At 71.3% G+C, this 26,443-nt stretch carries 23 protein-coding genes and 1 pseudogene; 17 read left to right on the forward strand and 7 right to left on the reverse strand.

Going from position 1 to position 26,443, the window contains the following annotated elements; all coding sequences use genetic code 11:
• Nucleotides 1–20: 20 nt before the first annotated feature.
• The 4 genes from fabF to CS0771_RS27285 are packed head-to-tail and all read left to right on the forward strand — an operon-like array spanning nucleotide 21 to nucleotide 4,504.
• The gene (fabF, locus tag CS0771_RS27270; protein ID WP_244871058.1) at nucleotides 21–1,247 is read left to right on the forward strand and encodes a beta-ketoacyl-ACP synthase II; all 1,227 of its coding nucleotides are present in this window, start codon (nucleotides 21–23) and stop codon (nucleotides 1,245–1,247) included.
• Nucleotides 1,248–1,272: 25 nt separating this feature from the next.
• Nucleotides 1,273–2,358, forward strand: a complete 1,086-nt coding sequence (locus tag CS0771_RS27275) for a branched-chain amino acid aminotransferase (RefSeq protein WP_244871059.1) — start codon at nucleotides 1,273–1,275, stop codon at nucleotides 2,356–2,358.
• 3 nt (nucleotides 2,359–2,361) lie between these two features.
• The gene (locus CS0771_RS27280; protein WP_244871060.1) at nucleotides 2,362–4,113 is read left to right on the forward strand and encodes a polyketide synthase; all 1,752 of its coding nucleotides are present in this window, start codon (nucleotides 2,362–2,364) and stop codon (nucleotides 4,111–4,113) included.
• The gene (locus CS0771_RS27285; protein ID WP_212843663.1) at nucleotides 4,019–4,504 is read left to right on the forward strand and encodes a PaaI family thioesterase; all 486 of its coding nucleotides are present in this window, start codon (nucleotides 4,019–4,021) and stop codon (nucleotides 4,502–4,504) included. Before CS0771_RS27280 ends, CS0771_RS27285 begins: the two co-directional genes overlap by 95 nt.
• Nucleotides 4,505–4,621: 117 nt before the next feature.
• Here the strand turns inward: CS0771_RS27285 and CS0771_RS27290 are convergent, their stop codons facing one another.
• Nucleotides 4,622–5,269 (reverse strand): helix-turn-helix domain-containing protein, encoded by a 648-nt coding sequence (locus CS0771_RS27290; RefSeq protein ID WP_244871061.1) that lies wholly within the window; start codon nucleotides 5,267–5,269, stop codon nucleotides 4,622–4,624.
• A 186-nt stretch (nucleotides 5,270–5,455) separates the two neighbouring features.
• Between CS0771_RS27290 and CS0771_RS27295 the strand changes: the two genes are divergently transcribed.
• Genes CS0771_RS27295 through atzF form a run of 5 tightly spaced genes read left to right on the forward strand, consistent with a single transcriptional unit; the run spans nucleotide 5,456 to nucleotide 13,773 of the window.
• Nucleotides 5,456–7,042, forward strand: a complete 1,587-nt coding sequence (locus CS0771_RS27295; RefSeq protein WP_212843664.1) for an amino acid permease — start codon at nucleotides 5,456–5,458, stop codon at nucleotides 7,040–7,042.
• Entirely contained in the window at nucleotides 7,039–7,875 is an 837-nt protein-coding gene (locus tag CS0771_RS27300) for an urea amidolyase associated protein UAAP1 (RefSeq protein ID WP_244871062.1), read from the forward strand. The genes CS0771_RS27295 and CS0771_RS27300 overlap by 4 nt, the downstream gene beginning before the upstream one ends.
• Nucleotides 7,872–8,513, forward strand: coding sequence for an urea amidolyase associated protein UAAP2 (locus CS0771_RS27305; protein WP_212843665.1), 642 nt, complete (start codon nucleotides 7,872–7,874; stop codon nucleotides 8,511–8,513). The genes CS0771_RS27300 and CS0771_RS27305 overlap by 4 nt, the downstream gene beginning before the upstream one ends.
• 29 nt (nucleotides 8,514–8,542) lie before the next feature.
• Entirely contained in the window at nucleotides 8,543–12,109 is a 3,567-nt protein-coding gene (uca, locus tag CS0771_RS27310) for an urea carboxylase (RefSeq protein WP_212843666.1), read from the forward strand.
• Nucleotides 12,106–13,773 carry an allophanate hydrolase gene (gene atzF, locus CS0771_RS27315; RefSeq protein ID WP_212843667.1) on the forward strand — a complete coding sequence of 556 codons (1,668 nt, stop codon included), beginning with the start codon at nucleotides 12,106–12,108 and terminating at the stop codon, nucleotides 13,771–13,773. The genes uca and atzF overlap by 4 nt, the downstream gene beginning before the upstream one ends.
• 72 nt (nucleotides 13,774–13,845) lie before the next feature.
• Here the strand turns inward: atzF and CS0771_RS27320 are convergent, their stop codons facing one another.
• Nucleotides 13,846–14,772, reverse strand: coding sequence for an SDR family NAD(P)-dependent oxidoreductase (locus tag CS0771_RS27320; RefSeq protein WP_212843668.1), 927 nt, complete (start codon nucleotides 14,770–14,772; stop codon nucleotides 13,846–13,848).
• 85 nt (nucleotides 14,773–14,857) lie between these two features.
• Between CS0771_RS27320 and CS0771_RS27325 the strand changes: the two genes are divergently transcribed.
• Entirely contained in the window at nucleotides 14,858–15,427 is a 570-nt protein-coding gene (locus CS0771_RS27325; RefSeq protein WP_212843669.1) for a TetR/AcrR family transcriptional regulator, read from the forward strand.
• Nucleotides 15,428–15,599: 172 nt separating this feature from the next.
• Here the strand turns inward: CS0771_RS27325 and CS0771_RS27330 are convergent, their stop codons facing one another.
• Both CS0771_RS27330 and CS0771_RS27335 read right to left on the reverse strand, forming a co-directional pair.
• A complete protein-coding gene (locus CS0771_RS27330) occupies nucleotides 15,600–15,932 on the reverse strand; it encodes a hypothetical protein (RefSeq protein WP_212843670.1) in 333 nt (110 codons plus the stop codon).
• Nucleotides 15,933–16,347: 415 nt separating this feature from the next.
• Nucleotides 16,348–17,037: a hypothetical protein gene (locus CS0771_RS27335; RefSeq protein ID WP_212843671.1), complete on the reverse strand. Its 690-nt coding sequence runs from the start codon at nucleotides 17,035–17,037 to the stop codon at nucleotides 16,348–16,350.
• A gap of 596 nt (nucleotides 17,038–17,633) precedes the next feature.
• Here CS0771_RS27335 and CS0771_RS27340 point away from each other — a divergent pair.
• From CS0771_RS27340 to CS0771_RS27365, 6 genes and pseudogenes are all read left to right on the forward strand, one after another.
• Nucleotides 17,634–18,491, forward strand: coding sequence for a hypothetical protein (locus tag CS0771_RS27340; protein ID WP_212843672.1), 858 nt, complete (start codon nucleotides 17,634–17,636; stop codon nucleotides 18,489–18,491).
• Between the two features lie 357 nt (nucleotides 18,492–18,848).
• Nucleotides 18,849–19,250: a hypothetical protein gene (locus CS0771_RS27345; protein ID WP_212843673.1), complete on the forward strand. Its 402-nt coding sequence runs from the start codon at nucleotides 18,849–18,851 to the stop codon at nucleotides 19,248–19,250.
• Between the two features lie 221 nt (nucleotides 19,251–19,471).
• Nucleotides 19,472–19,669 (forward strand): hypothetical protein, encoded by a 198-nt coding sequence (locus tag CS0771_RS27350; RefSeq protein WP_212843674.1) that lies wholly within the window; start codon nucleotides 19,472–19,474, stop codon nucleotides 19,667–19,669.
• Between the two features lie 424 nt (nucleotides 19,670–20,093).
• Nucleotides 20,094–20,993, forward strand: a complete 900-nt coding sequence (locus CS0771_RS27355; RefSeq protein WP_212843675.1) for a hypothetical protein — start codon at nucleotides 20,094–20,096, stop codon at nucleotides 20,991–20,993.
• A gap of 184 nt (nucleotides 20,994–21,177) precedes the next feature.
• A pseudogene (locus tag CS0771_RS39760) lies at nucleotides 21,178–21,294 on the forward strand (helix-turn-helix domain-containing protein); the annotation flags it as partial.
• Nucleotides 21,295–21,914: 620 nt separating this feature from the next.
• Nucleotides 21,915–22,637, forward strand: coding sequence for a transposase (locus CS0771_RS27365; protein WP_256442844.1), 723 nt, complete (start codon nucleotides 21,915–21,917; stop codon nucleotides 22,635–22,637).
• Between the two features lie 115 nt (nucleotides 22,638–22,752).
• Here CS0771_RS27365 and CS0771_RS27370 read toward each other — a convergent pair whose 3' ends face one another.
• On the reverse strand, nucleotides 22,753–23,781 hold the full coding sequence (locus CS0771_RS27370) for an alpha/beta fold hydrolase (RefSeq protein ID WP_244871063.1): 1,029 nt from the start codon (nucleotides 23,779–23,781) through the stop codon (nucleotides 22,753–22,755).
• Here CS0771_RS27370 and CS0771_RS27375 point away from each other — a divergent pair.
• Nucleotides 23,774–24,802, forward strand: a complete 1,029-nt coding sequence (locus CS0771_RS27375) for a YafY family protein (RefSeq protein WP_244871415.1) — start codon at nucleotides 23,774–23,776, stop codon at nucleotides 24,800–24,802. The two genes, CS0771_RS27370 and CS0771_RS27375, sit on opposite strands and share 8 nt — an antisense overlap.
• A gap of 146 nt (nucleotides 24,803–24,948) precedes the next feature.
• Here CS0771_RS27375 and CS0771_RS27380 read toward each other — a convergent pair whose 3' ends face one another.
• Nucleotides 24,949–25,584 (reverse strand): GNAT family N-acetyltransferase, encoded by a 636-nt coding sequence (locus CS0771_RS27380; RefSeq protein WP_212843678.1) that lies wholly within the window; start codon nucleotides 25,582–25,584, stop codon nucleotides 24,949–24,951.
• Nucleotides 25,585–25,703: 119 nt separating this feature from the next.
• Nucleotides 25,704–26,003 carry a hypothetical protein gene (locus CS0771_RS27385; protein WP_212843679.1) on the reverse strand — a complete coding sequence of 100 codons (300 nt, stop codon included), beginning with the start codon at nucleotides 26,001–26,003 and terminating at the stop codon, nucleotides 25,704–25,706.
• Nucleotides 26,004–26,443 lie beyond the last annotated feature (440 nt).

Here is a 26,443-nt window from a genome sequence, read left to right on the forward strand (position 1 = left end):
GGCGCGCTATCAGGCCGGAAGTGGTGATCACCGGCATCGGCGCGGTGACCCCGGTCGGCATCGGCAGGGAGACCAGCTGGCGCAATCTGCTCGCCGGGCGGTCCGGCGTCGGCCCGGTCACGGCGTTCGACCCGAGCGAGTTCCCGACCCGGATCGCGGCCCAGGTGACCGGCTTCGACCCGGCTGATCACCTGGACGCCAAGCGTATCCGCCGGTCCGCGAGGTTCTCGCAGTTCGCCGTGGTGGCGGCGCGGGAGGCGGTGGCCGACGCCAAGCTGGAGGTCGACGCCGACAACTCCGGCCGGATCGGCGTGGTGGTGAACGCGGCCGTCGCCGGGTTCGACACCGTCGAGGCCGCCACCCGGGGACTGACGGCCGCCCAGCCCGTCACGCCGAGCAGCTACTTCGTCCCGTCGTCGCTGACCAACATGCCGGCCTGTGAGGTGGCCATCGACCTGGGCGTGCACGGCCCGGTCAACGCGAGCGCGCTGGCCTGCGCCAGCGGGCTGTACGCGCTGCTGGACGCCCGGCGGCTCATCCTCGCCGGTGAGGCGGACGTCGTCGTGTGCGGAGGCACGGACGCCGCGATCACGCCGGTCATGTTCGCCGGCCTGAGCGCCATGGGAGCGATGTCGCAACGCAACGACGATCCCGCCGGGGCGAGCCGGCCGTTCTCGGCCGACCGGGACGGTTTCGTCTTCGGCGAGGGGGCCGTCCTCATGGTGGTGGAGTCGGCCGAGCACGCCGCCAGGCGTGGCGTGACACCCTATGCCACGGTCGCGGGGGGCGCGCTGACCTGCGACGCGTTCCATGTGAGCGCACCCGGCCCGGACGGCGCGCACGCGACCGCGGCGATCGGCGATGCGCTGCGGCGCGCCGAGGTGCACCCCTCCGAGGTGGATTACATCTGCGCACACGGCACCTCGACCCAGGCCAACGACCGGACCGAGACCAGGGCGATCCGGGCCGCCCTGGGTGAGGCGGCGCGGCAGGTCGCGGTCAGCAGCCCCAAATCCATGGTCGGTCACCTGATCGGAGCAGCGGGCTCGCTGGGGGCGATGGTGTGCGCCCTGGCCATCCGGGACGGCGTCGTGCCGCCCACCATCAATCTGGACCAGCCCGATCCGCAGTGCGACCTCGACTACGTCCCCCATGTGGCCCGGAAACTGCCCGTGCGAGTGGCGGCGACCAACGCGTTCGGATTCGGTGGGCAGAACTGTGTGGTGGTGTTCCGTGCGCCAGAATGAATCGATGCCCGCCCAGGAGGATGCCGTGAGCCTTGCTTTTCCGCTGCACCGCAATGAAAGCCCGCTGCCCGACGGCGATCGGGAGACGATTCTCGCGGCGCCGGGGTTCGGTCAGTACTTCACCGACCACATGACGTCGGCGTCGTGGACGGCTGAAGCGGGCTGGCACGACGGGAAGGTGACCGCGCTGGCACCGATCACGCTGCATCCGGCGGCGGCGGTGCTGCACTACGCCCAGGAGATCTTCGAGGGGCTGAAGGCGTTCCGGCACGCCGACGGGAGCATCTGGCTGTTCCGCCCGGACCTGAACGCACGGCGGTTCGCCCACTCCGCGCGCCGGCTGGCGCTGCCGGTGCTCGACGAGGAGGCGTTCATCGCCAGCGTCGAAGCCCTGCTGCGGGCCGACGAGTCCTGGGTGCCCTCGCACGACAGCGGGATGAGTCTCTACCTGCGCCCGTTCATGTACGGTGCCGAGGCGTTCCTGGGGGTGCGCCCCGCGGCGCAGGTCAGCTATCACGTCATCGCCTCGCCTGCGGCGTCGTACTTCTCCGGCGGCGGCTCCGGGGTGACCCTCTGGGTCAGCAGCACCTACACCCGGGCGGCCGAGGGCGGCACCGGCCGGGCCAAGTGCGGCGGCAACTACGCGGCGAGCCTCGCCGCCCAGGTCGAAGCGCACGAGAACGGCTGCCACCAGGTGCTCTACCTCAGCGAGCCCGGCCGGGGCTACCTGGAGGAGTCGGGCACGATGAACCTGTTCCTGGTGACCGACGAACGGGAGCTGATCACTCCGGGCCTCGGCACGATCCTGGACGGCGTCACCCGGGCAAGTGTCCTGGAGCTGGCGGCCGAGCACGACCTGAAGGCGGTCGAGCGGCAGGTCGGCATCGACGAGCTGCGGGAGCGCTGCGCCTCGGGCTCGATCTGCGAGATGTTCGCGGCCGGGACGGCCGCCGTCATCACGCCGATCCTCGGGATCAAGGGCGAGGGCTTCGAGCAGGTCGTCGGCGGTGGCGAACCGGGCGGTTCCACCCTGGCGATCCGCGACCACATCGTCGGCATCCAGCGCGGCCGCCTCGCCGACAGCCACCGCTGGCTGCGCCGGGTGGTGTAGCCGGTGGCCGTGGAACCGTCGCCGCCGGCACGGGCGGCGCCGCAGCGCGTGGCGATCGTCGGCATCGGCATCCGCGCGCCCGGCGATGTCGTGGACACCGCGTCGTACTGGTCGGTGTTGTCGCAGGGCCGCGACGTGACCGGCGAGATGCCGGCCGATCGGCGTGCGCCCTTCGGCGAGGAGTGGGACGACCTGGTCACCCGTGGCGGTTATCTGAAGCGTGCCTTCGATTTCGACGCCCGGTTCTTCGACGTGTCGCCCCGGGAGGCACGGACGGTCGATCCCCAGCACCGGTTGCTGCTGGAGGTGGTGTGGGAGGCGTTCGAGGACGCGGCCGTCCTGCCGGGTGCGCACGCCTCCGGCACCGGGGTGTTCGTCGGGATCACCGGTCAGGACCACTGGTCCTGGCTCACGGGCGAGCCCAACTCGTACTGGACGATCGGCAACGGGCACAGCTTCGCGGCGGGGCGCGTGGCGTACACGCTGGGCCTGCAGGGGCCGACCTTCGCGCTCGACACCGCGTGCTCGTCCTCGCTGGTCGCGGTGCACACCGCGTGCCGCGCGCTGACTGCCGGGGACTGCGACATCGCGGTGGCGGGCGGCGTGAACCTGGCGCTGGCGCCCCGGACCACCCGTGCCGTGGCCCACACCGGCGCGCTGTCGCCGGATGGCACGTCCCGGCCGTTCGACGCGGCCGCGAACGGTTTCGTCCGGGGCGAGGCGTGCGCGATGGTGGTGCTGAAACGGCTGGACGACGCCGTACGGGACGGCGACCGGATCCGCGCGGTCATCGACGGCACCGCGATCAACCAGGACGGACGCTCGGCGGCGTTCACCGCACCCAGCGTCGAGGCGCAGACCCGGCTCATCCGGTCCCTGCTTGCCGCGACCGGCCTGACCGGCGCGGACATCGGCTATCACGAGGCGCACGGCACGGGCACGCCGCTCGGCGACCCGGTCGAGCTGGCGGCCGTGACGGCCGCGCTGCGCGGCGGGGCCGGCGACGGTGTCCTGCACGTCGGCTCGGTCAAGGCGAACGTCGGGCACACCGAGTCCGCCGCAGGCGTGCTGGGTCTGATCAAGTCGGTGCTCTGCCTGGAGCACCGGCTGATCCCGCCACAGGCCAACTTCACCACGCTCAGCCCGCGCATCGACCTCACCGGCACCGGCGTGGCCATCCCCACCGCACCCACACCGTGGCCGGCCGGGGCGGGCGGCCACGCGTCGGTCTGCTCCTACGGGATGAGCGGCACCAACGCCTTCGCCATCCTGTCCGCGGCGGCCTCCGTCGCCCGGACGCCGGATCCGCCGCCGGGGTTCGCGGTCTCCGCGCGCACACCGGTGGCCGTGGCCGCCCTCGCCGGGCGGTACCGGACGCACCTCGCCGAGCTCGACGGGGCCGACTATCCCGCGTTCGCCTACACCGCCACGCATGGGCGCACCCGGCACCGGCACACCGTCTGGGTGGACGCCGGTTCCGTCGCCGCGGCGCGGCAGGCGCTCGATGCCGTGGCCGCCGGCATGGAACACCCTGCGGCCCGGTTCCTCGACGAGGCGGAACCGCTGCCCTGGCAGGCGACGCGGGCCGAGCGCCGCGTGACGTCGCTGCCGGGCTACCCGTGGGAGCACAAGACCTACACGGCTGACATCAGGGGGTCAGATGACCGTGACCGAGCCGCTGGACACATGCGACACGACGCAGCCGAGCGCACCCGCCGGGTTGCCGCTGCGCCTGACGCTGGCCGAGCTGCGTGAGCTGCTGACCGAGTTCCTGCCCGACTCGGGCCTTTGCGTGCGGGAGATATCGCCGCACCGGGTCATCGTCACCGCCGGGCCGGACGGGCTGGAGTGCCGCCCGGGCGGGACGCTGTCCGGTCCCGCCATCTTCAAGGTCGTCGATCTCGCGGCATTCCTGGCGGTGAACGCCTACGCCGGGCGGGTGCTGACCGGCGTGCTCACCCAGGGCAGCATCAACCTGCTGGAGGCGGCCGAACCCGGTCCGCTGGAGGTGGTCATCGAGGTGGTGAAGCTGGGCCGCCGGATGGCGGTGACCAACGGCCGGGTCCACGATCAGGACGGCCGGCTCGTGGCCGTGGCGACCATGCAGTTCGCGCTGCCGTCACGCCAGGTGCACGGCCTGAGCTGAGCCGCTGACCGCACAGACGCGGTGATCACCGCGGTCAGCTTTCCGACGGCGAGCAGAGCGACGTCCTCCGGCGCGGGCGCCGGACCGCGAGGACGTTCTCCGCTGCGCGGACTTCGCTCAGGTCCCCTGCCGGGCGGTTGTGCCGTCACCGTCCGGCAACTCGGCTCCGACGATGCGCAGCGCGGCGTCCGCCACTGCCCGCTGTAGCTGCTCCGCCGGTGCGACGGGCAGGTCGCGGCGCATGCCGATGACGCTCTCCACGAGCCCGAACACGAGGTCGCCGAGAAAGCCGTCGCCGCCGTGCGCCGCCGCGGCGGCCGTGAGCGCGTGATACGCCCGGCGCAGCCGCTCGCGCTCGGCCCGGAAGCGGTTGAACGGCTCGGTCGCGACCTCGGGCAGGGCGTAGAGGATGCCGACGTTCCACCGGGCGGTGAGCAGGACGCCCACGTCGTAGGTCACCAGCGCGTGCAGGGCGGCGGCCGGTGCGGCGCCCCGGCGTTCGAGTTCGGCGGCGTAGTCCAGCGAGGGCCGGACGGTCGCTTCGAGCAGCTCGGCGAGGAGGTGTTCCTTGCTGTCGAAGTGGTAGTACAGCGAGGCCTGCCGGATGCCGACCGCCTCGGCGATGAGCCTGGTGGAGGTGGCGGCGTAGCCGCGCTGGGCGAACAGTTCCGCGGCGGCGTCGAGGATCTCCTCGCGAGCGGTGGCCGCGGGCAGGCGGCGCGTTCCGGATCGGGGGCGGCCGACGGAGGCGGGCTGCGGTTTCACGTCCTGATCGTCGCATCTCCGCCGGATGCGCCCGCTCACTGCCCGGCGGTGTCCGCGGTGAGGTCGCGGCAATCCAGTTTTTACTACACAGGACGTTGCCCGACACGCCTGCGCATAAATCTGTCGGCCGACAGGTATTGGCGGTCGGCGGGCTCAGCATCCGCCGCCGAACACGAGGAGGCGGTCATGTCCCCCACCCCCGCTCCGCCCGCGCCGCCCCCGGTCGCCGTGACCGGACCCGGCACCGACGCCGCGGACCTGCGCGCCTTCGGCTACGAGCCCGAGCTGCGGCGCAGCATCGGCAGCTACGCGTCGTTCGCCGCCGGGTTCTCGTTCGTCTCGATCCTGACCACCGTGTTCCAGCTGTTCGCCTTCGGCTTCTCGTTCGGCGGGCCGGCCTTCTTCTGGACCTGGCCGCTGGTGTTCGCCGGGCAGTTCATGGTGGCGCTGACCTTCGCCGAGCTGGCCGCCCGGTATCCGATCTCGGGCTGCATCTACCAGTGGTCGCGGCGGCTGTCGAACTCGGCGGTCGGCTGGTTCGCCGGCTGGGTGATGATCATCGCGCAGACCGTCACCGTCGCGGCCGCGGCGATCGCCCTGCAGGTGGTGCTCCCCTCGATCTGGTCGGGATTCCAGCTCGTCGGCGGCGACCCGGCGCTGACCTCGCCGACCGGGGCGACCAACGCCGTCATCCTCGGCTCCATCCTGATCGGCCTGACCACGCTGGTGAACGTCATCGGCGTACGGCTGATGGCGATCATCAACAGCACCGGCGTGACCCTGGAGATCATCGGCGTGGTCGCGGTGGTGGTGCTGCTGCTGGTCAACGCCGAGCGCGGCCCGGCCGTGGTCTTCGACACCGGCGGCACGGGTTCGGGCTTCGGCTACGTCGGCGCGTTCCTGGTGTCGGCGCTGATGGCCGCGTACGTGGTGGTGGGCTTCGACAGCGCCGGGGAGCTCAGCGAGGAGACCCGCGACCCGCGCCACACCGCGCCGCGCACGATCCTGCGGGCGCTGGCCGCCTCGGGCATCGGCGGCGGCCTGATGCTGCTGGTGGCGCTGATGGCCGCGCCGAGCCTCACCGACGGGCGGCTGGCCACCGAGGGCCTGCCGTACGTGCTGATGAGCCGCCTGGGCGAGACCGGCGGGCGCATCCTGCTGATCGACGTCGCGATCGCGGTCGTGGTGTGCACCCTGGCGATCCAGACCGCGGGCAGCCGCATGGTGTTCTCGATGGCCCGCGACGGCGTGCTGCCGTTCTCCGCCGCGCTGCGCAAGGTGTCGCCGCGCACCGGGGCGCCGGCCCTGCCCGCGATCGTCGTCGGCGTCGGCGCGGCCGCGGTGCTGCTCGTCAACATCGGACAGGCGGCGCTGTTCACCGCCCTGACCAGCGTCTGCATCGTCATGCTCTACATGGCGTACGCGCTGGTGACGGTGCCGCTGCTGGTGCGCCGCCTGAAGGGCTGGCCGCGCGGAGAGGACGCCGCCGCCACCGAGCGCGGCGGGCGGCTGTTCTCCCTGGGCCGGTGGGGCCTGGCCGTCAACGTGCTGGCCGTCGTCTACGGCATCGGCATGATCCTCAACCTGGGCTGGCCCCGCCAGGAGGTCTACGACCCGTCCGGCGAGCACTGGTACCTGCACTACTTCTCGCTGCTGTTCGTCGGCGGCTCGCTGGTGGTCGGCGCACTGGTGTATCAGCGCTACCGCACCCGGACCAGCGGCTCGCTGCTGCGGCTGCCCGTGGCCGCCGTCGCCGAGGGCGAGGCCGCGTGACCGGCTCGACGGCCACCACCGCCGGGGCGCGGGCCCACGCCCGCGCCCAGGGCGGCACCGTCGTGGCCTGCATGCCGACCGTGCCGGCCGGCTCGCTCGCCGAGCCGCCGCAGGGGGTCGACGCCGCCGACCTCGTGTGGGCCGAGACCGTGCCCGGCGGCGGCTACGCGCACCGGCGCATGGCCGCCGGGACCGCGCTGCGGCTGACCGACCTCGACGGCGACGCCTGCGTGTCGGTGCTGCTGTTCAGCGCCGACGAGCCGTGGGAGCGGCTCAACGTCGCCGACACGGTCAAGGTGCTGTGGCAGGCGTACGTCGGCGAAGGGCACCTGCTGCTGTCCGATCAGGGGCGGGTGCTCGCCTCGGTCACCGCCGCCGCGCCCGGCCGCTCCGACACGTTCTGCGGCACGTCCACGCTGCCGCGCAACACCGAGCGCTACGGCGACGGCGCCGCACACGGCCCCTCCCCCGCCGGGCGGGAGCTGTTCACGCTCGCCGCGGCCAAACACGGGCTCAGCCGCCGGGACCTGCCGCCGAGCATCTCGTTCTTCCAGGGCGTACGCGTGGACGGCGACGGGGCGTTCCAGTGGCTCGGCTCGGCCGGACCCGGCGCGAGCGTCGAGCTGCGCACCGAGATGCCGGTCGTGGTGCTGCTGGTCAACGTGCCGCACCCGATCGACCCCCGCCCGGCGTACACGTGCACCCCGGTGCAGGTACGCGCCTGGAAGGACCGGCGGACCGCGCCCGGCGATCCGCTGTGGACGCGCACGCCCGAGGGCGAGCGCGCCTTCCTCAACACCGCCGACCACCTCACCGCCCGGGGGCTCTCATGACCGTGTCCACCGCCGCCCCCGCACTGGTGCCGGGCGCCGTCGTGCTCGACGAGACGGTGCCCGCGCGGGCGCCGTGGTCGGCGGTCGTGCGCCGCGGCCACGTGCTGACCATCGTCGACCTGCACGGCAACCAGGCCGTCGACTGCCTGCTCTACAACGCCGACGACACCGCCGAGCGCTACTCCGCACCCGACACGATGGCGGCCCAGGGCGGCATCTTCCTCACCACGGGCAGCGCGCTGCGCTCATCGGAGGGGCGGGCGCTGATGACGGTCGTGGCCGACGAGGTCGGCCGGCACGACACCGTCGGCGGGGCGTGCAGCCGCGAGTCGAACACGCTGCGCTACGGCCACCACACCGCGCACCAGCACGCCTGCGTCGAGAACTTCCTCGCCGAAGGCGCGCGCTGGGGCCTGGGCAAACGCGACCTGGTCAGCAACATCAACTGGTACATGAACGTGCCGGTCGACCCGGACGGCAGCCTCGGCATCGTCGACGGCATCTCCGCGCCCGGCCTGCGAGTGGCGCTGCGCGCCGAGCGGGACGTGCTGGTCCTGGTGTCGAACTGCCCCCAGGTCAACAACCCGTGCAACGGCTTCGACCCGACCCCGGTGCGCATGGTCGTCACCGCGCCCTGAGCCGCCGTCCCCCGCTGAGAGGCACCGCCATGTTCGACACCCTGCTCGTCGCCAACCGCGGCGAGATCGCCTGCCGAGTCATCCGCACCGCCGCGCGGCTCGGGCTCAAGACCGTCGCCGTGTTCTCCGATCCCGACCGGTCCGCCCCGCACGTGCGGATGGCCGACGCCGCCGTGCACCTGGGCCCGGCCCCGGCCCGCGACAGCTACCTGCGGGTGGACCGGGTCCTGGAGGCGGCGCTGTCCACCGGCGCCGGTGCCGTGCACCCCGGGTACGGGTTCCTGTCCGAGGACGCCGGGTTCGCCGCCGCCGTCGAAGCCGCCGGGCTGGTGTTCGTCGGCCCCACCCCGCAGCAGCTCACCGCGTTCGGGGCCAAGCACACCGCGCGGGACCTGGCCCGCGCCGCCGGGGTGCCGATGATCGAGGGAACCGGGCTGCTGTCCGGTCTGGACGAAGCCCTGGCCGCCGCCGAGGGCATCGGCTACCCGGTGATGGTCAAGGCGACCGGTGGCGGCGGCGGCATCGGCATGCGGGCCTGCCGCACGCCGCAGGAGCTGGCCGCGGCGTACGACCAGGTGGAACGCCTGGCCGTGGCCAGCTTCGGCAGCGGCGGGGTGTTCCTGGAACGGTTCGTGCCGCAGGCCCGGCACGTCGAGGTACAGGTGTTCGGCGACGGCCGCGGCCGGGTGGTCGTGCTCGGCGACCGCGACTGCAGCCTGCAGCGGCGCAACCAGAAGGTCATCGAGGAGGCGCCCGCGCCGGGGCTGCCCGGCGCGGTGAGGCAGCGGCTGCACGCCTCGGCCGCGGCGCTGTGCGCGTCGGTGGACTACCGCTCGGCGGGCACGGTCGAGTTCGTGTACGACGCCGAACGCGAGCAGGCGTCGTTCCTGGAGGTCAACGCCCGGTTGCAGGTCGAGCACCCGGTGACCGAGCAGGTCTTCGGCGTGGACCTGGTCGAGTGGATGCTGCGGCTGGCGCAGGGCGACCGCGACGTGGTGGACACCCCGCTGCGCCCGGCCGGGGCGGCCGTGGAGGCGCGGGTCTACGCCGAGGATCCGGCCCAGGGTCACCGGCCCAGCGCCGGGCTGGTCACCCGCGCCGAGTTCCCGGCGTCGGCGCGCGTCGACGGGTGGATCGAGGCGGGCACCGAGGTCAGCACGTTCTACGACCCGCTGCTGGCCAAAATCATCGTCACCGGCGGGAGCCGGGACGAGGCGTTCGCGGCGCTGCGGGCAGCACTGGCGCAGACCCGCGTCGACGGCGTCGAGACGAACCTGGGACTGCTGCGGGCCGCCGCGGCCGACGCCGGCGTCCTGGCCGCCCGGCACAGCACCGCCACGCTGGCCGGGGTGGCCGACAGCGAGCCGCGGATCGTCGTCGAACGGCCCGGCACGCTGACCACGGTGCAGGACTGGCCCGGACGCACCGGGCTGTGGGAGGTCGGGGTGCCGCCGTCGGGGCCGATGGACGACCTGTCGTTCCGGCTGGGCAACCGCGCGCTGGGCAACCCCGCGGGCGCGCCCGGCCTGGAGTGCACGGTCGACGGACCGGCGCTGCGCTTCGCCGCCGCCACCACCGTCTGCGTCACCGGCGCGGCCGTGCCGGTGACCGTCGACGGCACGCCGGTGCCCTGCTGGGAGCCGGTCGACGTGCCGGCGGGCGCGGTCCTGGACGTGGGCCGCGCGACCGCCGGGCTGCGGGCGTACATCCTGGTCGCCGGCGGGTTCGACGTGCCCCGCTACCTGGGCAGCGCGGCGACGTTCACCCTCGGCCAGTTCGGCGGGCACGGCGGGCGGGCGCTGCGCGTCGGCGACGTGCTGCGGGCCGCGGCACCCATCGCGCCTGTGGCCGGGCCCGTACCGCTGCGGGACCGGCCGGTGATCGGCGCCGAGTGGCAGCTCGCCGTCACCGAGGGCCCGCACGCCGCGCCGGAGTTCTTCCTGCGCGAGGATCTCGACGCGTTCTACGCCGCGCGCTGGCAGGTGCACTTCAACTCCGCCCGCACCGGCGTGCGCCTGGTCGGGCCGAAGCCGCGCTGGGCCCGCGCCGACGGCGGCGAGGCGGGGCTGCACCCGTCGAACATCCACGACACGCCGTACTCCGTCGGCGCCGTCGACTTCACCGGCGACGTGCCGATCCTGCTCGGACCGGACGGCCCGAGCCTGGGCGGGTTCGTCTGCCCCGCCACCGTCGTCACCGCCGAACGCTGGAAGCTGGGCCAGCTCAGCCCCGGCGACACGGTCCGGTTCACGCCGGTCGGCGACGATGCCGCCGCTGCGCTGCGCGCCGACCGCAGCCGCGGGCCGGTGCTGCTGGGCTCCGGTGACGGCGACGACGGGGTGCTGGCCCGCCGGGAGGCGACCGGCGCCGGGCCCGCCGTCACCTACCGGCGCAGCGGCGACGACAACCTGCTCGTCGAGTACGGCCCGATGACCCTGGACCTGGGCCTGCGGATGCGCGCTCACGCGCTCATGGAACGGCTGCGCGCCGAGCGGCTGCCCGGCGTCGTCGACCTGACCCCGGGCATCCGGTCGCTGCAGATCCACGTCGACCCGGACGTGCTGCCCGTCCGGCGACTGCTCGGCCTGGCCCGCGGGCTGGAGGACGAGCTGCCCGCGACGTCCGCGCTGGCGGTGCCCAGCCGGGTGGTGCACCTGCCGCTGTCCTGGGACGACCCGGCCACCCGCGAGGCCATCGCCCGCTACATGGCCGGCGTGCGCGACGACGCGCCGTGGTGCCCGTGGAACATCGAGTTCATCCGCCGAGTCAACGGCCTGGACACCGTCGACGACGTGTACCGCACCGTCTACGACGCCAGCTACCTGGTGCTGGGCCTGGGCGACGTGTATCTCGGCGCGCCCGTCGCGACGCCGCTCGACCCCCGGCACCGTCTGGTCACCACGAAGTACAACCCCGCCCGCACCTGGACCCCCGAGAACGCCGTCGGCATCGGCGGCGCCTACCTGTGCATCTACGGCATGGAAGGGCCCGGCGGCTACCAGTTCGTCGGCCGCACCGTGCAGGTGTGGTCGCGGTGGCGGCAGTCCGGCGGCTTCGAACCCGGCTCGCCGTGGCTGCTGCGCCACTTCGACCGGATCTCCTGGTATCCGGTCGGCGCCGAGGAGCTGCTCGACCTGCGCGCCGACGTCGCGGCCGGACGGCACGCCCTGCGCATCGACGACGGCGTGTTCCGGCTGGCCGACCACGAGGCGTTCCTCGCTGACAATGCCGCGTCCATCGACGCGTTCCGGGCCCGGCAGGCGGCAGCGTTCACCGCCGAACGCGACGCCTGGGCCGCGGCCGGCGAGTTCGACCCGCGGCCCGAGCCGCAGACCCCCGCCGCCGCCGGAACCGTCACCGTGCCCGACGGGGGCGCGCTGGTCGAGGCGCCGATGCTGTCCAGCGTCTGGCGGGTCGACGTGCGCCCCGGCGACCGGGTCAGCGCCGGGCAGCCGCTGCTGGCGCTGGAGGCCATGAAACTCGAGACGGTGATCGTCGCCCCGCAGGACGGCGACGTCGCCGACATCCTCGTCACCCCCGGGTCCCAGGTGGCCCCGGGCAGCCCGCTGGTCGTACTCACCGGGAGGAATCGATGACCCCGCAGGACCGCGTACGCGACGCGTACGCCCGGCTCGCCCGCGGCGAGCGCCCCGAAGCGTGGATCACGCTGCGCGCCGAGGCGGACGTGCTGGCCGACGCCGCCGCGCTGGAGCGGCGGCTCGCGGCAGGTGAGCAGCTGCCGCTGGCCGGGTCGCTGCTGGCGGTCAAGGACAACATCGACGTCGCGGGCCTGCCCACCACCGCGGCCTGCCCCGAGTACGCGTACCTGCCCGAGCGCAGCGCCCCGGCCGTGCAGCGGCTGATCGACGCGGGCGCGCTCGTGCTGGGCAAGACCAACCTGGACCAGTTCGCCACCGGCCTGGTGGGCACCCGCAGCCCGTACGGCGCCGTCCGGGACGTGCGGGACCCGGCGCGGGTGTCGGGCGGATCCAGTTCGGGTTCGGCCGTGGCCGTGGCGCTGGGCATCGCCGACCTGGCGCTGGGCACCGACACCGCCGGGTCGGGGCGAGTGCCCGCCGCGTACCAGGGTGTCGTCGGGGTCAAGCCGACCCGGGGCCTGGTGCCGACCGACGGGGTGGTGCCTGCCTGCCGCAGCTTCGACTGCGTCACCGTCTTCGCCCGGACCCTCACCGCCGCCCGGCAGGCCATGTCGATCATGAGTGAGCCCGCGGGGCGGCCGTGGCCCGCCGACGCACCGCTGGCGGCTGGTCCCGCACCGGTCGTCGCGGTGCCCGACCGCGACGAGCTGGTCGCCATGTCCGGACCGTGGCTCGACGCCTTCGAGCAGGCCGCCGCGACACTGGCCAAGGCCGGGGCCCGGCTGCGCCCGATCCGGCTGGCCCCGTTCCTGGCCGCCGCGAAACTGCTCTACGGCGGCGGTTTCGTCGCCGAACGCTACGCCGCGGTCGGCGCGTTCCTCGACACGCGGCCCGCCGGTGCGGATCCGACCGTCGCCGCGATCATCACCGCCGCGCGCGACGTGCCCGCGCACGTGCTGGTCGCCGACACCGAGCGCCTGGAGCGGCTGCGGGAGGAGGCGATGGCCGAGTGGGGCGACGCCGACGTGCTGCTGCTGCCCACGGCCCCGATCCAGCCCACGATCGCGCAGGTCGCCGCCGATCCGGTGGGCGTCAACGCGCTGGTGGGCACGTACACCAACTTCTGCAACCTGTTCGACCTTGCGGCGGTCGCCGTGCCCGCCGGGGAGGTCGCGGGCGGCAACTTCGGCGTACAGGTGATCGCCCGGGGCTTCGCCGACGCCGTCGCCGCCGATGTCGCGGCGCTGATCCGGGGTGAAGACCCGCCCGCCTCGCCTGCTGAGGGGCTGCCGCTGCTGGTCATCGGCGCGCACCTGACCAGCCAGGCGCTCAACGACCAGCTGACCTCGGTCGGCGGCCGGTTCGCCGGCCAGGTCCGCACCGCACCGGAGTACCGGCTGTACGCGCTGGACACGCAGCCGCCGAAGCCCGGACTGCTGCGGGTCGGCTCCGGCGGGGCCGCCATCGACGGTGAGCTGTGGCTGCTGCCCCCGGCGGCGCTCGGCCGGTTCCTGGACGCGCTGCCCGAGCCCATGACCCTCGGCAAGGTACGCCTGGCCGACGGCAGCCTGGTCACCGGGTTCCTCTGCGAGCCGCTCGCCGTCGAAGGAACCCTCGACATCACCGAGCACGGGGGGTGGCTGTCCTATCTGGCGTCCTGACCCGACCACAGCCGACCGCCCCAAAGAGCCGGGCGGCAGGCGCGGCGATGTCCACGACGAGAGTGCGTGCGATCACGCCCGTGATGTCGGCAAGGTGGCCGTTCCAGTAATCGCCTCGGAGCGCGCCCAGAGGCGCCGCGCAAGAGCAGGATCGGTGGCCGGACCGGAAAGTCTGTCGAAGGTGGGCCGGGCGGGGCCGAAGGCGCGACCCGGGCCGATGAGGCGACCGGTCGGGGCGGCGGTCTCCGTGGCGGCGTAGAGGATCGGGGCGACAGCCTCGTCGATGGGCCGGCGGAGGGCGAGTCCGAGCAGCGCGCTGACGGCGCGGTCCAGCGGCGGCGCGTCGCGGTCGAGGTCGGTCTTGGCCATGCCGGGATGGGCGAGCAGGCTGCGCACGGGCGATCCGGCGCCGCGCAGCCGGCAATCGAGTTCCAGGGCGAACAGAACGTTGGCGAGTTTGGATCGGGCATAGGCGCGTCCGGGCGAGTAGCCGCGTTCGGCGGCGAGGTCGTCGGGGTCGAGGCGGCCGATGCGGTAGAGGCCGGAACCGACCGTCACCACGACCGGGTCTCGTCCGGCGCTCAGCCGCTCCAGCAGCAGGGCGGTGAGGGCGAAGTGCCCGAGGTGATTGGTGGCCAGCTGGCTCTCCACGCCCTGCGCGCTGAGGCTTCGCGGCACGTTGCCGATGCCTCCGTTGTTGATCAGCGCATCGACGGCGATGTCGTCGTCATGCAGGCCGTCGGCGAACGCGTGCACGGTCCTCAGGTCGAGCAGGTCCAGGCGACGGACCTGGAGGTCGGCCGCCGGATGGTCGGCGATCAGCCGGTCGCGGACGTGCCCGCCCTTGGCGGTGTCGCGGACCGCCATGACGACCCGGGCTCCGTTCGCGGCGAGGTGGCGGGTGATCGCCACACCGAGGCCGCTGCTGGCGCCGGTGACGACGAAGGTGCGTCCGGCCTGGTCGTCGAGGTCGGCGAGGGTCCAGTCTGCGTGGTCCATGAGTTCTCCCGGCGCTAAGCGGATTACTTATCCGATTGAAGAACACTCGAAGCGGATTGTCAATCCGGTTAGGTAGACTCGCGCGGTGACCCCGCCCCTTCGCGCCGACGCTGCCCGCAACCGTGACCAGCTACTGGCCACGGCCCGCCTCGCGATGGCGGAAGGTGACCTGACGCTGCAGCTCAACGACCTCGCACGCCGGGCCCAGGTGGGTGTCGGAACGGTCTACCGGCACTTCCCGACCCGGCGGGCACTCATCGAGGCGCTCGCCGACAGCGGCTTCACCGCGCTGATCGAGGACGCTCGCGGCGCGAGTCGGCACGATGACGCCTGGACCGCGGTCGAGGTCCTGCTTCGCGCTCTGCTCATGCGGCAGCTGACCGATCCCGCATTCACTGAAGTGATCTCCACCGGTCCGGATCAAGACGTCGCTGCCCGCACCGGCGCGCATCGTGAGGAGTTCCGGACGTTGGCCCGCACCGTGCTCGAACGCGCACGGCAGGCGCGCTCGCTCCGGCCCGACCTCACCGACGACGAACTGCACCACCTGGTCTGCGGCACCGCGTTCGCCCTGCGAATCGGTGACGATCCGGCCAAACGAGTCGACCGATACCTGCGGGTGCTGCTCGACGGCATCCACACCCCGCAGACGTAGCCGGAACCAGCCCGCACTCCGACCCGTCACCGCCGGCGCCAGGTCAGGCTGGGCTACGACACCGCCTTGGGCAGGCACGGGCATGCAGGTGGGCATCTACCGACAAACCGGGTCGGTGGCACTCCTGCCGAAGGCGTGCCGGTTCGCACAGCAGAGCCCGGTGCGGCCGGTCTCAGCCGGCGATGTTGTGCGGGAAGACGACGACCACCTTCTCATCGGTGAGTTCGCGCACGTGCACGCCCTGGCCGTCGCCGGAGACCGGCAGGGTGATCTCGTTGTCGCCGATGGTGACGGTCACCAGGCTGTCCTTCACCTCGACCAGTTCGACCTCCATGCCGAACACACTCGCCGAGGCACTCACGCCGCGCTGGAAGGTCACGGCGCATTGCTGAAGGTCGCAGTCCACGTCGGTGCCCTTGCCGTCACCGCACCCGGCCAGCAGGGTGATCGCCAACAGTGGCAGAACGATCGTCCGAGCGAGCGCTCGGCCAAGGTCAGCAGACATCACTCGACTGTAGACGTCGCCGTCCAGTGGTTGTGGCGTTGGCGCGGACGGGTCGTTGCCGGAGGTGTTGGGCGCGGGGTGGTCACAGGCGTTGCCGCAAACCGGCCGTCACCGTCGTCGCCGCAACGAAACCCAGCGATTTCGTTGATGGCGCCAGGGCTTGTCGGCGTACGGGTCGCAGTGCAGAGCCGCGAACACCAGCGAGTACAGAGCGGGTAGCAAGATCGGTAAGTGCCTACGGGCGCATACAGGGTGCAAGTCCGGCGTTCAGCGCCTACGCTCTGTTACAACGGGCAGCGCCGAACGGATGTGTCGATGAGCGGGCGCGGCCTGTACTGGCAGGATGCCGACGAATTACAACCCACGAGATCATCACCGTGCCGCATGGCCGCTGGTGCTATTCGGGGCCGTGCAGTCACAACTCGGCGCGCCGCCAGGACGGGCCGGCGTATGACGGCGGGTCCTGGCGGTCCGTCTTGATGCTGTGCCACCGCGCGGGCCAATCGGCGGCGGGTCCGGCGAGCAGCGAGCGCACCATGGCGGCGCTGTCGTCGGGTCGCTGCGCCTCCCAGGGGGCGTACACCCAGATCTGGTACTCGCCCGGCTCCTCAAGCCACACCTCGAGCTCGCCGGCGCCAATCATGGTGACCCTCACGCCCTCAACCCCTGATGGCAGGTCAACGCCGGCGAGGATGAGCCGCCCGGCCCGGTGCATCGCCGTCTGCCAGCTGCGGTCGGCGTCGATGCGGGCGACTTCGGCGTCGTAGGCAGCCGCATCGAACAGGATGGTGCGTCGCTCGCCCGCCCAACGAACGCCGCGCCGGTCACCTATTTCCCAGCGCACGACGTCGCCTTCGCGGCGGACACGTGCTTCGATCGCACAGCATTCCGGGCCACAGCTCGGGCAGCAGGCAATCGTCGCGGTCGTGAAGTCGTCGGTCGCCACGAAGCGGTTCACCGGCACTAGTGCATCCCACGGGTCTGGGCCGTCGTCGCCGTCAGCATGGCTGACGTCAACGCCGTCGATACGCACGATCACGCGCACATGCTCGGCAGACCGTGCATGCAACGCCCTCTCGATCGACAACGACAGCAACGACAGCACCGCCACAAGCTACCGCTTTTCGCGCACCTGCCGCGATCCTGTGCCGGCGGATCGCGTCGGTAACTCAGCGTAAAGAGTTGAAATGAAGATCACTGGGTCGGCGGTCAACGCGAAGTCGCATCGTCAGATGTTCCCGAACTGTGTACGTCTGGCGTACCCGGCTCTGCATCAGAACCCGTACGCCGACAGGGCTGGTCCATTAGCGGCTACCCGGTGATCTCCGATAAGCGATAGTCTTATGGAGCGCGTCGAACCCGAATACGCCCAGGCTGCCGGGACGGTCAGGCTCATCGACGGCCTGCACGATCAGGTACCGGAGCCCGGCGACCTCCCCGGCGACCCAGATTCTCGGCAGGTTCGGTGCACTGGTCCCCGCTCACCGGCCCCAATAACGAGTCGATGGAAAGGCGAGAAACCTCGCCGCCTCCTGTCGGCAGGTGACAGAGTGGCGGGCGGTTCGACTGATTAGGAACACCTATGGGCAAACTTCGTGTTTTGTTGCCCGAAACCACCCGGAGAGCGCTGAGGCCATTCGCCGTGCCAGGGTTCGTGGGCACACGACGCGCCAGCGGTGTCGCTCGATCGAGGAGCAAGCCATGTTCTTCTACAACAACGCCACGGGTGCCGCGGGCAGCGGCGAGCTGCGCGCTGACGGCAACTACCACCACCTGATGGACTTCCCGGCCGGACAATTCGGCAAATGGACGCACGTCGTCTCCGTCTACCGGCAGCTGTTCTTCTACAACCGCGCGACCGGAGCGGCGAGCAGCGGACGGATCGACGCCCTGGGCCAGTACCACCACCTCATGGACTTCCCGGCCGGACAGTTTGGGAAGTGGACCGATGTCGTCCATGTCCACGGCAGGCTGTTCTTCTACGACCGTGACTCGGGTGCCGCGGGGTCCGGTCAGCTCGACGCCGCGGGCGACTACCACCATCTCGTCGACTTCCCTGTCGGGCAGTTCGGGGACTGGAGCGACATCGTGGGCGCCCGCGACCTGCTGTTCTTCTACAATGTCTCGGAACGGGCCGGCGCGTCGGGGAGGCTGGAACCCGACGGCAAGTACCACCATTTCAACCACATTCCGAACATCGGCGCCTGGACCGACGTGGTGTCGCTCGACCGGCGGCTGTTCTTCTACGACGGGTTCACCTTCGCCGGTGGCACGGGCATGCTCGACGGTGCCGGGAACTACTCCAACGCGAAGTACATCCCACCCGGGGGTCTGGGGCATTTCCAGGGCCGGTTCAGCCATGTCGTGTCGAGCAGCAACACACGGCTGTTCTTCTACTGCAGGCAGGTCGAGGGCTACTCGGAGTCAGGCAAGATCAATTCAGGCGGTGACTACGCCTTTCTGAGGTCGTTCCCGGCCGGACAGTTCGGTCAGTGGAGCCATATCACGGAAACGGAGTACGTACCGCTGCCCGGCCCCGACCCGCATCCGGTGGGGTGATGGAGCGGGCTCTCGCGCGGCACACCTACGTAGCAGCGCTGATCGCCAACGCCGTGCCCTACGCGCTGTTCGGCATCGGCGAACAGACCGTCCGCTCGAACGTGGCCGGCGTCCTCAACGCGACGACACCCCCGGGTGGGGGCCATCCCGCCCACCGCCGACCCAGGCGGATGCCAACGCGGAACCCGGCCCCGCCGGCAAGGCCAAGCCGCTTCGCGGTCGCCTACGGCGAGCCTTGCCGGCGGGGCCAGAACCCGCGTCCACGGAGTGTGGGTCGACGGCGGACGGGATGGCGGCGCGGATGCGTTGCGGCGGCGAGTGCGGTGGCAAGCTGTGACACGGCCTGGAGGTGAAGAGATGAGCGTGCTGTGGGCGGCGACGTCGCTGGAGTCGGGACGGTTCTACCCAGGCGAGAATCGCTCGGATGTGAGCGAACTGTCGGAGCGCTTCAACGAACTGCGGTGCCGTGGTCAGGGGTATCTAGAAGCTCGGCTGGCGGACAACGCATTTCCTCTGCTGACCTTGGGATTCCGTGATGAGCACGCGGTAATTCACCTGTTCAATAGTGCTGAAGAGGTGGCTCTGCTCGCGGGCGACGGCACCGTCCCTCCTGACGCGGTAGTGGACGTCCCGATCCTGGACGACCTGGCACAGTTCACTCGTGCCTTCATCCTGAGCATCGATCCTGCGTGGGACAGCGTGCAGCCGTTCACCCGCACAGGATCACCAAGCGAGCTGGGCGAGTGGCACGAGCTGTAGTCATGGACGCTCGGGAATGAAGCGATGGGGCACAGGCGGGGCACACGGCACCGTCAAACGTCGGCAATCCCTGCCGATCGCCGTGACGTGTTGGCCGCCTGCTGTCTCTGGTACGACGCCCTGGTCCTCGTCGTCGAGTAGCCATGGGCCGTTCCGCTTCAAGTGCATGCGGTCGACGCCAGCCGCTGCGTATCACCCACGGATGCTGGCATGCTGGTGCGATGCCGGGGCACGAGCAGATGGCGCAGCTGCGTGCGGAACTGGGTGCCGTGGCTGCCGAAGAGCTGGGGTGGGAAACGGCCACGGCTGAGCAGCTCGCCGACGTGGCGATCCGCCGCTGGCGCAGCTTCGAGCGGCGTACCAAGCCCAACAAACGCACGGTGTGCAGCCATGCGGCCGGGTTGTCTTCGTCGGTGTAGACCATGAGGTATCGGGTGCCGGCGTCGGTGTCGGGGCCCGGTCGCATCGTCTCCCCGCCGAACGGCGCGTAGTCGCGTACCGGAACGCGCCGCGGGGCGGCCCGTACGGCGGTGGCGGTGGGTACGCCGTCGCCGCTCCATGGCGGGCGGTGCGTCCAGTCGGCGAGTTCGGCGCGGTATTCGGGGTCGGACAGCTGCAGGGCTCCCGCGCGCACAGCGGCCAGGGCCAGGACCGGGATCTGGTCGGCGGGGTCGGGGCGGCGCCGAAACCGGGTCGGACCGAGGTGGGAGTCTCGCCGGTTCGGGGCTGTCCGGAACGGCGGTTGCCCGATGCGAGGTTCGCATACATCGGAGAGCGCTTCGACAGCCTGGACCTCCTGACGACCCCGTTTCGCTGGTTTACCAGGTGAGTAGTCTGTCACGGATGAGCCCCGACATGATCAACTATGCCCCCCTGCATGTGTCCCCCTCCCCCGCAGATGCCGCCAACGTGCTGACCGCCGCACGGCGCGGCGACCTCGGCGAGGAGACCGCCCGGCACATCGCCGGGGCCGGAGCGCGCAGCTCCGGGGTCGGCTGCCTCGTCGGCGGCTTCCTGGCCGCCGTCATGCTCGTCGTCCTCATCGGGATGCTCGCGCAGGGCGACGCCGAAGGGCTGCTCGTGGGCGCGATTTTCCTGGTCGGCGCGTTGCTCCTGGGGGTCGCGGTCAAGCTGCTCGGCGATCTGGGCGAGCGCCGCAGCGCCGGGCGGCTGGTCCGCTTGGTCGCGTTCGCCCAAGCCAACGGCCTGCCGGTCGAACCGGAGGCACCGGCGCGGCTGCTGCCTGGCTCGATCTTCCTCCCAAACCCCCACGCCCGCACGATGCACCGGGTGCAGTGGCCGGCCGGCGGCCTGTCCTTCGAGGTCGCCACGCACACCCGGCAAGGGCGCGGCCAGGGAACACTGCTGGTGCGCTGCCTCGCGGTACACCTGGACGTGGACCCTCCGCGGCTCACGTTCCACCCCGGGCGCCCAGGTGGAGTCCGGCCCGCCGCCATCCTCGGCACCGACGCCTTCGAAGGCGAGAAGTGCGCACTGTACGCCCGCACCCGCGATCACGCCGGAGCCCGCGCCTTCATGACCGACGATCTGGTCGCACTGCTTGACGACCACGAGCGGCCGATGAGCGCCGAGGTTATCGACGGCTGGTTCCTCGCCTACTTCCGCAACCACGACGAACTCGACGAGCAGGGCTGGCGGCAGGCATTCGCAGTGGCAGAGGCGGTCGTGCATGCCCGCGACGCGTTCAGGGCGTGGGAACCGTCCCGGCAATCCAGCGCGTGAGCCGCCTTCGCGGCCCGTCGGCGCTCCGCCGCAACGGGCACTGAGTCCTTGAGAGCACGGCAGCGCCTCCTACGGCGTGTTTCATAAGTGACCGGCGGTGTCGGTCATTGTGAGTCTCCGGTCGTGCTGTGTACAGGGTTTCCTGGTCGTGGGTGTTGTCGGTGGTGTGTGGCAGGGTGCTGTCGTGGCCCGTTTCACCACGTTCCGGTTCTGTCTTGATCCGACTGTCGAGCAGGAGATCGTGCTGCGTCGGCCTGCCGGTGCGGCCCGGTTCGGCTACAACCAGTGCCTGCGGCTGGTCAAGCAGGCCCTGGACGGCAAGGGTCGTGGGACGGTCGGGAAGGTGCCGTGGTCGGGTTTCGACCTGATCAACGCGTTCAACGCGTGGAAGCGCTCGGCCGCGGCGGGCCGGGTGCTGGTGGCCGCCGCCGACGGCACCACCACGGTGGAGCCCACCGGTCTGGCCTGGCGGGCCGAGGTGTGCCAGCAGGTGTTCGAGGAAGCGGCCGTCGATCTGGGCCGCGGGCTGGCCGCGTACACGGCATCGCGCAACGGCGATCGCAGAGGTCGCCGGGTCGGGTTCCCCAGGTTCAAATCGAAGAAGCGCGCGCAGTTGTCGTTTCGGATCCGTAGCAAGACCTCTGCCAGGGGCCGAGCGGGTATCCGCATCGGTGGGCATGGGCCGCGGACGGTGACCCTGCCCGGTGTCGGCACGGTAGCGGTGCGCCAGGACACCCGCCGGTTGCGGCGGATGCCGGCCAAGGGCAGGGCCAAGGTCCTGGCGGCGACGGTCAGCCACCGGGCCGGCCGGTGGGCGGTGTCGCTGACCTGCGAAGCCGCCGACCTGCACGAGACTGCCCGTCACCAGCCCGACAACAGCACCGGCTGGGTGGGTGTCGACCGTGGCTGGCCGCGTTCGTCGTGGCCGCCCGCGCCGACGGCACCGAAGTCGCACGGGTCGACGACTGGCCGCGACCCTCCCGGACGGGCATGGCACGGCAACGTCGCCTGGCCCGCGCCGTCACCCGCAAACCGCCCGGTTCCCGCAACCGCGCCAAAGCAGCAGCACGGCTGGGCCGCCACCACGCCCGCATCGCGGCGATCCGACGCCGTTTGCTGCACAAGGTCTCCAACAAGCTGGTCAAGACCCACGACAAGCTCGCCATCGAGACCCTCACCATCACCGGCATGCTCACCAACCGGCGCCTGGCCGCAGCCGTCGCCGATGCCGCCTGGGGCGAACCCGGCCGCCAACTCACCTACAAGCAGCAGTGGCGCGGCGGCCACCTCACCCCGGTCGACCGCTGGTACCCGTCGACCAAGACCTGCGCCCCATGCCGCACCCTGGCCCCCGCCATGCCCCTGGACCAGCGCACCTTCGTCTGCGGCGCGTGCGGTTATCAGGCCGACCGGGACCTCAATGCCGCGGTCAACCTCGCCATCTGGGCCGAGCAGCACCACGCCCAGATCCGGGACCTCCACGCAGGGGGCCCGGTCACCAAAGCCCGCCGAGGGGAAGGCTCTGGCCCGCGCACCCGCGCGAGTGGAACCGGCCCCGATGACACAGGAACCGCACCCACCCCGTCCGGGGTGAGGAGCGGACGCCCGAGAAGGGCGCTGTCTCACAACTCCAACGAGTTATGAAACAGGCCGTAACGGGTTGGTGGCTGAGACCACCAACCCGCAGCGCAGGGGTATTAACAGCGACTACGATCCGTGAGCCCGCAGCGGATCGTGAAGCGGGTGTCCTGCTGGAGTGCTAGGCGGCAGCCCGCTGGTCCAGCCACCTCAGGATCGCCTCGGTCGTCTCCTGCGGCATCTCCTGCTGGATCCAGTGACCGCAGTCCAGACTGACCACTTCCACATTCGGTACGAATTCCGGCAGTCTTTCAGCCCTCGCTACCGTGTCGCGGTCGCCGTAGATCATGAGGGCGGGCTGCCGGATGATCGGGTCCACCTCCGCCAGCAGGCGCCAGTTGCGGTCCAGGTTTCGGTACCAGTTGATTCCGCCCGTGAACCCCGTTGATTCGAAGGCGGAGACGAAGACAGCCAGTTCACGGTCACTCATGACGGGGTCACCGAGTGGGGTTTCCGCTCTAGCGAGGTTGATCAGCGCATTGCCCGGCTGAGGCTCTGCGAGGGGCACGTTCTTGCGGTACAGGTTCCGAAGGAACTGGAACGTGTTCTGCCCGAACACGGCGTCGGCGACGCCCGGCTGCCGGTTGAAGTGGACGAAGTAGAAGTCGGCGCCGAGCACGGCCTCCATGACCTCGATCCAGGGCATCTGCCCGCGCTCTTGGTAGGGCACGCTCAGTGCTACCACGCCGTTGACCCGGTTCGGGTGCAGCAGGGTCAGGCCCCAGACGACGAATGCGCCCCAGTCATGGCCGACGAAGGTGGCATCCTCGTAGCCGTAGTGATCGAGGAGGGCGACGAGGTCACCCGACAGGTGAGTGATGTCGTAGTGCGTCACTTCGGCGGGACGGGACGAGTTGCCGTAGCCCCGCTGGTTCGGGACGATGACGTGGTAGCCCGCCGCGGCCAGGGCCGGCACCTGATAGCGCCAGGAGAAGGCGTGCTCCGGCCAGCCGTGACAGAGCACGATGGGCCTTCCGGAATTTTCTCGGCCGGCTTCGAAGACCTCAAGTTCCACACCGTTGACCGAAATGAGGGTGGGCTCGGGAAAGTCGATTGTCATGCCGGCATCATGGCGACCGATACCGGTCACCTCCTGACCGGTTTTATGTGCGAGTGTTTCCGGCGTGCGAGCTGACCGGTTGATGGCCATCCTCCTCCTGCTGCAACACCGCGAGCAGGTGACCGCAGCGGAGGTCGCCCGGGAGCTGGAGATCTCCGAGCGCACCGCCCGCCGCGACCTCGACGCCCTGGGCATGGCTGGCGTGCCGGTGTACTCCGTGCAGGGCCGGGGCGGCGGCTGGCGTCTCGTGGGCGGCGCCCGCACCGACCTGTCCGGGTTGACCGCGGGTGAGGCCCGCGCCCTGTTCCTGGTCGCCGGCCCTGCCTCGGCTGTCACCCCGGCCGTGAAAGCGGCCCTGCGCAAACTCGTCCACGCCCTGCCGGAGCCGTTCCGGGTGCAGGCCGAGGCAGCAGCGTCGTCGCTCGTCATGGACCCGCAGCGATGGGGGTCGAGCCGGGTCGAGCCCCGACCGCCCCGCTTCCTCGACGAGCTCCAGGACGCGGTGATCCGCGGCGTCCAGGTCCGGCTCGGCTATGTCGACCGCGAAGGCACCGAAACCGAGCGAACCGTCCACCCGCTGGGCATCGTCGCCAAAGGCCCGTCGTGGTACCTCGTCTCCAGCACCGAGGCCGGTCGGCGGACCTTCCGGATCGACCGCGTGTCGTCCGTCGACCCGACCGGCGATCCCGTGCACCGGCCCGACGATTTCGACCTTGCGGAGAGCTGGCGGGAGATCGCGGACGAGGTCGAACGCAAGCGAACACCACTCGAGGCCCGGGCGGTGTGCGCGCCCCACGCGATAGGCGTGCTCCGGATGGGGTTCGGCGGTCGGCTCGAGGTGGGAGGTGCCACGGACGACGGCCGCATCGAGGTCGTGATCCGCGGCAACGACGAGTACATCCTCGCCGGCGAGCTTGCGGGGCTGGTCGAATGGATCGAGGTGACCGGCCCTCCGGGTGTGCGAGACCACCTGGCCTCGATCGGCGACGCGCTCGCCGAGCGATACGGCTCAGACCGGCACGGACGTCGTACGGCAGCACTGGTGACCAACGCCGTTCGTCATACCGGTGGCGCAGCCGGTACGCAGTCAGGGTCGCGGATGCGACCCTGACTGCGGGCGTCGCGGATCGAAGTGTGCGCCTGCCGGCACCCCGCTCCCCCGGCATCGTCAACGGCCACGAACGCAGGAGCCTGGCCGTCAGCTCCAACCTTCACCCATCCGGCTGTGCTCGCATCCGCCGCCACGATCGCCAGGAATCATGCGGCGTGAGTGAAGCTTGTGATCTTGGAACGCAATTGCCAGCCGAGACTCTCGTAGAGCGCACGTCCTTCCTCTGTCCCATGGAGTACAGCGGTCGCAGCCCCCTGGTCTGTGGCCGCGACCGTTAGTGCGTTCATCACCGCCGTGCCCAAGCCGCGGCGCTGATGTGCGGGATCGGTGGCGACACGATCCACGACGGCGACACCGTCCACCACGGCGGTGTATCCCGCCGCGGCGACCTCGCCCTCAAAATGCACGCGCACGTTGATGACGCCCGCGTCGATCGTGGTGCTGAGGTCATAGCCGGCGGGCGCGCTCGGCGCGATCCGCCGCAGCGCGGTCGTCATGATCGGCTCGGGCGGCGTGCGTTGCCAGGCCGGCCCGAGCAGGGCCGCTACCGCGTCCTCGGCGGCGACAACGATGATCACACCGTGCGGAGCGGTGGCATCCTTCGCCGCGCTGCGCACTGCGTCGAGGTCGTCGCGAAACACCAGACAGCGGGCGCGGGTCTTCGGCCGGACCTCGTCGATCCGCAGACCCCAGGCGGTCTCGACGGGCACGAAGTTGCGCCTCACCGCGGCCAAGCCTTTTGCCCAGCCGCGGAGTACGTCTGTTACTTCATGCGAGATCATCCGCACGAGAGTACTCGTAGGCCAGAGGGCCCCGTTGCACCGCTTTGGTGCTTCTGACCGGCAAAGCTACCGATCTTCGCTGGGGTGCTGGAGCCCGCCGGGCCGGGCCGGCAGGGATCTCACGACTGTCGCTCCGTGCCGGTGTCGAAGAAGCCCGACAGATAGTCGTCGGGTCCGAGTGCGCTCTCCCTGAGCAACGAGTACACCTCGTCGCCGTGCCCAGGGCGGTCGTCACCGATGTGGTACGCCTGAGCCAGGCGGAGGTAACGGAACGACGTGGAGTCCTCGACGTACGAGGCGGCCTCCTGCTCGGCGAGTTCGATGGCCCCGTCCAGGGACTCTGCGTTCCAGAGCGTAAGGCGTTCCTCGTAGAGACCGGCCTCCCACTCGAAGACGCAGCGCACCCCATACCAGGCCATGACCGGTCCTCCCCGTGGTTAGGCCGCCAGCATACGGAACGGGCGGCCAAACAGTTGGCACGCTCGGCGAGTGCCGGGTGGAACCTCCGACCGACTACGCGCGCCTTCAGCCCACCGATCACGTGCTGACCTGCTGCCACCGTCGCACGCACGGGTGCATTTGCCGGTGCCGGCCGGATCGGCGCCGCTGAACACTTACCGGAACAGCAGCATGAACGGTCAGGTAACAACCCGGCGGGCGGGGTCAGATACGGCACGGCCGGCGTTCAGATAGACGGACCATGACGCTGCCGCCGATCCGGCGCGGTCAGGAGATCGCGCCGGCCGCGACCACGACGCCCGCGATCGGCAGCCAGGTGCCGTGCTTGGTGCTCAGGGCGACCGATACGCGCGGCCAGCGGGCGGGCGGGGGTGGGGAGCCGGCTGCGCCCCACCCCCGT

Source organism: Catellatospora sp. IY07-71 (genome assembly GCF_018326265.1).
Taxonomy (GTDB): Bacteria; Actinomycetota; Actinomycetes; order Mycobacteriales; family Micromonosporaceae; genus Catellatospora.

Coding starts and splice junctions, on each gene's coding strand:
- CS0771_RS27285 (WP_212843663.1), top strand. CDS start 4,019: ATGACCGTGACCGAGCCGCTGGACACATGCGACACGACGCAGCCGAGC.
- CS0771_RS27295 (WP_212843664.1), top strand. CDS start 5,456: ATGTCCCCCACCCCCGCTCCGCCCGCGCCGCCCCCGGTCGCCGTGACC.
- CS0771_RS27305 (WP_212843665.1), top strand. CDS start 7,872: ATGACCGTGTCCACCGCCGCCCCCGCACTGGTGCCGGGCGCCGTCGTG.
- uca (WP_212843666.1), top strand. CDS start 8,543: ATGTTCGACACCCTGCTCGTCGCCAACCGCGGCGAGATCGCCTGCCGA.
- atzF (WP_212843667.1), top strand. CDS start 12,106: ATGACCCCGCAGGACCGCGTACGCGACGCGTACGCCCGGCTCGCCCGC.
- CS0771_RS27320 (WP_212843668.1), bottom strand. CDS start 14,772: ATGGACCACGCAGACTGGACCCTCGCCGACCTCGACGACCAGGCCGGA.
- CS0771_RS27330 (WP_212843670.1), bottom strand. CDS start 15,932: ATGTCTGCTGACCTTGGCCGAGCGCTCGCTCGGACGATCGTTCTGCCA.
- CS0771_RS27340 (WP_212843672.1), top strand. CDS start 17,634: ATGTTCTTCTACAACAACGCCACGGGTGCCGCGGGCAGCGGCGAGCTG.
- CS0771_RS27345 (WP_212843673.1), top strand. CDS start 18,849: ATGAGCGTGCTGTGGGCGGCGACGTCGCTGGAGTCGGGACGGTTCTAC.
- CS0771_RS27350 (WP_212843674.1), top strand. CDS start 19,472: ATGCCGGGGCACGAGCAGATGGCGCAGCTGCGTGCGGAACTGGGTGCC.
- CS0771_RS27355 (WP_212843675.1), top strand. CDS start 20,094: ATGAGCCCCGACATGATCAACTATGCCCCCCTGCATGTGTCCCCCTCC.
- CS0771_RS27375 (WP_244871415.1), top strand. CDS start 23,774: ATGGCCATCCTCCTCCTGCTGCAACACCGCGAGCAGGTGACCGCAGCG.
- CS0771_RS27370 (WP_244871063.1), bottom strand. CDS start 23,781: ATGGCCATCAACCGGTCAGCTCGCACGCCGGAAACACTCGCACATAAA.
- CS0771_RS27380 (WP_212843678.1), bottom strand. CDS start 25,584: ATGATCTCGCATGAAGTAACAGACGTACTCCGCGGCTGGGCAAAAGGC.
- CS0771_RS27385 (WP_212843679.1), bottom strand. CDS start 26,003: ATGGCCTGGTATGGGGTGCGCTGCGTCTTCGAGTGGGAGGCCGGTCTC.